This window comes from Streptomyces albidochromogenes (assembly GCF_005981925.1).
In the GTDB taxonomy this organism is placed as follows: Bacteria; Actinomycetota; Actinomycetes; order Streptomycetales; family Streptomycetaceae; genus Streptomyces; species Streptomyces albidochromogenes.
Map to the genome: position 1 here is coordinate 1 of NZ_VBVX01000343.1, position 6,363 is coordinate 6,363.

The 6,363-nt window shown below is 72.1% G+C and carries 5 protein-coding genes; 4 read left to right on the forward strand and 1 reads right to left on the reverse strand.

The window, feature by feature from the left end; genetic code table 11:
• The 4 genes from E2E34_RS29460 to E2E34_RS29475 all read left to right on the forward strand — a co-directional run.
• Positions 1 to 267 (forward strand): response regulator transcription factor (locus E2E34_RS29460; RefSeq protein ID WP_138904924.1); only part of this gene is annotated, 267 nt, incomplete at its 5' end.
• Positions 268 to 445: 178 nt separating this feature from the next.
• A complete protein-coding gene (locus tag E2E34_RS29465; RefSeq protein ID WP_138904925.1) occupies positions 446 to 1,726 on the forward strand; it encodes a ribonuclease D in 1,281 nt (426 codons plus the stop codon).
• A gap of 192 nt (positions 1,727 to 1,918) precedes the next feature.
• Positions 1,919 to 3,145 (forward strand): thiolase family protein, encoded by a 1,227-nt coding sequence (locus E2E34_RS29470; protein WP_138897401.1) that lies wholly within the window; start codon positions 1,919 to 1,921, stop codon positions 3,143 to 3,145.
• Positions 3,142 to 5,271 (forward strand): 3-hydroxyacyl-CoA dehydrogenase NAD-binding domain-containing protein, encoded by a 2,130-nt coding sequence (locus tag E2E34_RS29475; protein ID WP_138904926.1) that lies wholly within the window; start codon positions 3,142 to 3,144, stop codon positions 5,269 to 5,271. Before E2E34_RS29470 ends, E2E34_RS29475 begins: the two co-directional genes overlap by 4 nt.
• Before the next feature lie 70 nt (positions 5,272 to 5,341).
• Here the strand turns inward: E2E34_RS29475 and E2E34_RS29480 are convergent.
• On the reverse strand, positions 5,342 to 6,363 hold a 1,022-nt coding region (locus E2E34_RS29480), incomplete at its 5' end, for a PLL family lectin (protein WP_244316236.1).

The following is a 6,363-nucleotide window of genomic DNA, read 5'->3' on the forward strand; positions in this document are numbered from 1 at the left end:
GCCCCCATCGGTGCCGCGGCCGCACGAATGCACCGCCGCCCCCCGGGCGCCCCGAGCCACCCGGGCGGTTACCGCGAGCTCTCCGGCCGTGAGGTCGAGGTGCTCAGACTGGTCGCCGAAGGCCAGTCGAACAAGGCGATCGGCGTCTCGATGGGCCTCTCCGCCCTGACGGTCAAGAGCCACCTCGCCCGCATCGCGCGCAAGCTCGGCACGGGCGACCGTGCCGGGATGGTCGCGGTGGCCCTGCGGACCGGAATCATCCACTGACCGGTCCTTCCCCTCACGCGCCCGCCGACGGAACGTTCCGTCGGCGGGCGCGCCCCATTGCGGCGCCCGGAAAGGCCGCATTCGGGCGGCATCGCGGCGAGACCGGTTCTCGCAGGTCACCCGCACCTTCGCGGACGAGTGCAGGTCAGGCGTTCGCTCGTGCGGATACCCTTTACACGTGACCGACGCCCAAGAGACCGCAGCAGAGCCAGACCTGCGAACCCCCGGGGGCGCCCCCCCGGTCGACGTCGAGACGGCGCCGATTCCCTTGCTGGAGCCTCGTGAAGGCATTCCTCCGGTGGTTGCCACCCAGGAGGCCCTCGACGAAGTCGTCGCGGCCTTCGCGCGGGGCACCGGGCCCGTGGCCGTCGACGCCGAGCGGGCGTCCGGCTACCGCTACGGCCAGCGCGCCTACCTCGTGCAGTTGCGCCGCGAGGGCGCGGGCAGCGCGCTGATCGACCCGGTCGGCTGTCCCGACCTCTCCGGCCTGGGCGAAGCCCTCGCCGGCAGCGAGTGGATCCTCCACGCCGCTACCCAGGACCTCCCCTGCCTGCGCGAAATAGGCATGGTGCCCACCCGGCTCTTCGACACCGAGCTGGCGGGCCGGCTCGCCGGTTTCCCGCGCGTCGGCCTGGGCGCGATGGTCGAGTCCGTCCTCGGCTACGCCCTGGAGAAGGGGCACTCGGCGGTCGACTGGTCGACCCGCCCGCTGCCCGAGCCCTGGCTGCGTTACGCCGCGCTCGACGTGGAGCTGCTCGTCGACCTGCGGGACGCGCTGGAGAAGGAGCTCGACCGGCAGGGGAAGCTGGAGTGGGCCCGCCAGGAGTTCGACGCCATCGCGTCCGCCCCGCCCGCGCCGCCGCGCAAGGACCCGTGGCGCCGTACGTCGGGCATGCACAAGGTGCGCCGCCGCCGGCAGATGGCGATCGTGCGGGAGCTGTGGAACGCCCGGGACCGCATCGCCCAGCGCCGTGACGTGTCGCCCGGCAAGGTGCTGAGCGACACCGCGATCGTCGAGGCGGCGCTGGCCGTGCCGCTGAACGTACAGGCGCTGTCCGCGCTGCCCGGTTTCGGCCACCGCATGGGGCGCCGGCAGCTGGAGCAGTGGCAGGGTGTCGTCGACCGCGCCAGGGCGCTGCCGGACTCCGAGCTTCCGCAGCCCGGAGCCGCCGTGACCGGCCCGCCCCCGCCGCGCTCCTGGGCCGACAAGGACCCGGCGGCGGCGGCTCGCCTGTCGGCCGCTCGGGCGGCCGTCTCCGCGCTCGCGGAGGAGCTGAACATGCCCCAGGAGAACCTGATCACCCCGGACACGGTGCGCCGGGTCTGCTGGGAGCCGCCGCAGGAGGGGACCATGGCGGCGGTCGCGGCCACGCTGGCGTCGTACGGCGCGCGCCAGTGGCAGGTGCAGCTGGTGTCGCCGCTGCTCACCAAGGCGCTGACCGTGACGGCGGCGACCTGACCGCCCCCGCACCACGCCCCCGGCCGTCCTCGGCCGGGGGCTTCTTCGTGTGACGTTCGCCGCTCCCGCCGTGGGGGGTGGGCAGCTTGGTTACCCGCAAGTAGCATGGCGGTACGCAGCACGCCCACGCGGCGTGCCACGGACACCCCGAAGTGCAGCAGTGCCACCCCGCACCCTGGAGGAGAGCCAATCGTGCCTCGTACCGTCAGGGATGTCGTCTTCGTCGACGGCGTCCGCACCCCGTTCGGCAAGGCGGGCCCGAAGGGCATCTACCACGAGACCCGCGCCGACGATCTCGTCGTGAAGGCCATCCGGGAGCTGCTGCGCCGCAACCCCGGCCTCGACCCCGCGAAGATCGACGAGGTCGCGATCGCCGCGACCACGCAGATCGGTGACCAGGGCCTGACCCTCGGCCGTACGGCCGGCATCCTCGCCGGTCTGCCGCAGTCCGTCCCGGGCTACTCCATCGACCGCATGTGCGCCGGCGCGCTGACGTCCGTGACCTCGCTGGCCGGTTCGATCGCCTTCGGCGCGTACGACGCCGTCATCGCCGGTGGTGTCGAGCACATGGGCCGCCACCCCATGGGCGAGGGCGTCGACCCGAACCCGCGCTTCGTGTCGGAGAAGCTCGTCGACGAGTCCGCCCTGTTCATGGGCATGACCGCCGAGAACCTGCACGACCGCTACCCGAGCATCACCAAGCGCCGCACCGACGAGTACGCCGTGCGCTCGCAGGAGAAGGCCGCCAAGGCGTACGCCGACGGCAAGATCCAGAAGGACCTGGTGCCGGTCTCCGTGCGCCGCACCAACGCCGAGGCCGGCGAGACCGGCTGGGGCCTGGTCACGGCCGACGAGCCGATGCGTCCGGGCACGACCCTGGAGTCGCTGGCGAACCTGAAGACGCCGTTCCGCGTCCACGGCAACGTCACCGCCGGCAACGCGGCCGGTCTCAACGACGGCGCCACCGCCTCGATCATCGCCTCCGAGGACTTCGCCCGCGAGCACGACCTCCCGGTGAAGATGCGCCTGGTCTCCTACGCCTTCGCCGGCGTCGAGCCCGAGGTGATGGGCTACGGCCCGATCCCGGCGACCGAGAAGGCGCTGGCCAAGGCCGGTCTGTCGATCGAGGACATCAACCTCTTCGAGATCAACGAGGCCTTCGCCGTCCAGGTCCTCGCGTTCCTGGAGCACTACGGCATCGCCGACGACGACGCCCGCGTCAACCAGTACGGCGGCGCGATCGCGTACGGTCACCCGCTGGCCTCCTCCGGCGTGCGTCTGATGACGCAGCTGGCGCGCCAGTTCGAGGAGCAGCCGGAGGTCCGCTACGGCCTCACCACGATGTGCGTCGGCTTCGGCATGGGCGCCACCGTGATCTGGGAGAACCCGAACCACAAGGACGCCGGAGGCAGCAAGTGAGCACCACCGTTGAGCTTTTGAAGGGTGCGGCCGAGCTGTTCCCGGACGAGGTCGTCACCAGCGCCCACGTACGGCACTTCGAGCTGCCGTCGGGCGCGGGCCGGTTCGCGCTGATCACGCTGGACAACGGCTTCGACCACACCAAGCCGACCACCTTCGGCCCGCAGTCGCTCGCCAACCTGAACACGGCGATCGACCAGGTCGAGAAGGAGGCCGCCGAGGGCTCCATCGTCGGTGTGGGCCTCACCGGCAAGCCGTTCATCTTCGCGGTCGGCGCCGACCTCAAGGGCGTCGAGCTGCTGAAGCGCCACGAGGACGCGCTGGCGATCGGCAAGGGCGGCCACGACGTCTTCCGCCGCCTGTCGGGCCTCGCGGTCCCCACCTTCGCGTACTACAACGGCGCGGCGATGGGCGGCGGCGTCGAGGTCGGCCTGCACTGCACCTACCGCACGGTCTCGGCCGCGCTCCCCGCGTTCTCGCTGCCCGAGGTCTTCCTCGGCCTCGTTCCCGGCTGGGGCGGCTGCGCCCTGCTGCCGAACCTGATCGGCGCGGACCGAGCGGTTTCGGTCATCATCGAGAACTCGCTCAACCAGAACAAGCAGCTCAAGGGCAAGCAGGTCTACGAGCTCGGGATCGCCGACGCGCTCTTCGAGGGCGCGGACTTCCTGGAGCAGTCGCTGATCTGGACGGCGTCCGTCCTGCGCGGCGAGCTCCAGGTCGTACGGCCGGAGATCGACCGCGGCGAGGCCTGGGACCAGGCCGTCGCGCGCGGCAAGGCGATCGCGGACTCCAAGGTGCACGGCGCCGCCCCCGCGGCGTACCGCGCGCTGGAGATCATCGCGGCGGCGAAGGACGGCGACCTGGGCGCCGGCTTCGACGCCGAGGACACCGCGCTGGCCGACCTGATCATGGGTGGTGAGCTGCGCAGCGGCATCTACGCCTTCAACCTGGTGCAGAAGCGTGCGAAGCGTCCCGCCGGTGCGCCGGACAAGTCGCTGGCGCGTCCGGTCACCAAGGTGGGCGTCGTCGGCGCCGGCCTGATGGCCTCGCAGCTCGCGCTGCTGTTCCTGCGCCGCCTGGAGGTGCCGGTCGTCCTGACCGACATCGACCAGGAGCGCGTCGACAAGGGTGTGGGCTACGTCCACGCCGAGATCGACAAGCTGCTCGCCAAGGGCCGCGTCAACCAGGACAAGGCCAACCGCCTCAAGGGCCTGGTCTCCGGTGTGCTGGACAAGGCCGAGGGCTTCTCCGACGCCGACTTCATCATCGAGGCCGTCTTCGAGGAGATGGGCGTCAAGCAGCAGGTGTTCGCGGAGGTCGAGGCGGTCGCCCCGGCGCACGCCATCCTCGCCACCAACACCTCCTCCCTCTCGGTCTCCGAGATGGCGTCGAAGCTGAAGCACCCCGAGCGGGTCGTCGGCTTCCACTTCTTCAACCCGGTCGCGATCCTCCCGCTCCTGGAGATCGTGCGCGGCGAGCAGACCGACGACGCCTCGCTGGCCACGGCCTTCGGCGTCGCGCGCAAGCTCAAGAAGACCGCCGTGCTCTGCAAGGACGCCCCGGCGTTCGTGGTGAACCGCATCCTCACCCGCTTCATGGGCGAGATCCAGAACACCATCGACGAGGGCACCTCGGTCGAGGTCGCCGAGAAGGCCGTCGAGCCGCTCGGCCTGCCGATGTCCCCGCTGGTGCTCCTCGAGCTGGTCGGCCCGGCCATCGGTCTGCACGTCTCGGAGACCCTGAACCGCGCCTTCCCGGAGCGCTTCACGGTGTCGCCGAACCTGGCCGCCGTGGTCAAGGCGGGCAAGCGCGGCTTCTACGTCTACGATTCGGGCAAGCCCGAGCTGGACCCCGAGGTCGCCGCTCTCCTCAAGCAGGGCGACAGCGTCCTGACGGAGGAGCAGGTCCGTACCCGCGTCATGGAGGCCGTGGCGCAGGAGATCGGGCTCATGCTCCAGGAGGGTGTCGTCGCCGAGGCGCAGGACATCGACCTCTGCCTGATCACCGGCGCCGGCTGGCCCTTCCACCTGGGCGGCATCACGCCGTACCTGGACCGTGAGGGCTACTCGGAGCGCGTGAACGGCAAGAAGTTCCTGGCGCAGGGCATCGCGAGCGTCCCCGCGTAACCTCCGCCGCACGCACGAGTGCCCGGCACACCACCTGGTGTGCCGGGCACTCCTGCTTCGTGTGGGGGTCTCAGACGCGGGTCCAGGCCGCCAGGGCCAGGCCGTCCTCCTCCGGTTTCTGGCGGGCCACGTGCAGGGCCCCGTCCCGGCCGATCACCGCGAGGACCACGCGACCCGTGGCGTCGACCGCCAGCGCGGGCGCCCCGAGGCACTCCTCGCCCGTGGCGGTCCACCACACGCCGTCGCCCTCGGCGTGCGTCACGCAGGCCGCCAGCACGGGCCGGCCGTCGCGGCCGCGGTGGGCCAGGACCGTGCAGTCGTGGCCGCCGATCACGGCGCGCAGCGCGGCGGGAGGGCTGTCGCCGGGCGTGCCGGCGAGGGGGACGGGTTCCTCGCCGGGGCGCAGGGCGGTGATGCCCTTGGCGTCGGCGTCGTTCCCGTAGTACGTGACGCGGTCGTCGGCGGTCTCCAGGCCGGTGACCGTGCGGACCGCCGGGACGAGCGGGACGTCCTCGGCCGGTGCGAGGTCGCCGCCGGGCTTCTCCTGCGTCCAGCGCAGGGTCCTGCCCTCGGCCGGAACCAGCAGCTCCACCGTGCCGGACGCCGTGGCGACCGCCGTGGGGCCGTCGTGGGCCTTGCTGCCCTTCAGGTCCTTCCAGCCCTCCCACTTGCCGTTGGCGGCCTGGCGGCGCATCTGGATGCCGCGTCCCGCGTTGCGCACGAAGACGTGCACGGAGCCGGCGGCGTTGACGGTGGCGGCCGGGACGCCGACCTTGAGGCCGCGCTCGGCCGTCTTGTACGGGTTGCCGAGGGAGTGCCAGGCGGTCAGCGGGCGGCCCGTCTGGTACTGGATCGCGTGCACGAGGTCGACGGTGTCGCCCTTGCGCCGGCGGCCGACGAAGTGCACGTACCCGTCGGGTCCCTGGGCGAGGACCAGGTGCTCGATGCCGGGGGCCGGGAAGAACTGGGGGCCCGTCCACGCGGGGCCGCCGGGGGCGGTCTCCGTCCAGCGCAGCAGCCCGCCCTCGGTGGGGGCGTAGGCGGTGAGCCGGTCGTCCTTGCCGCGCAGGAGCCAGCGGCTGGTTCCGGGGC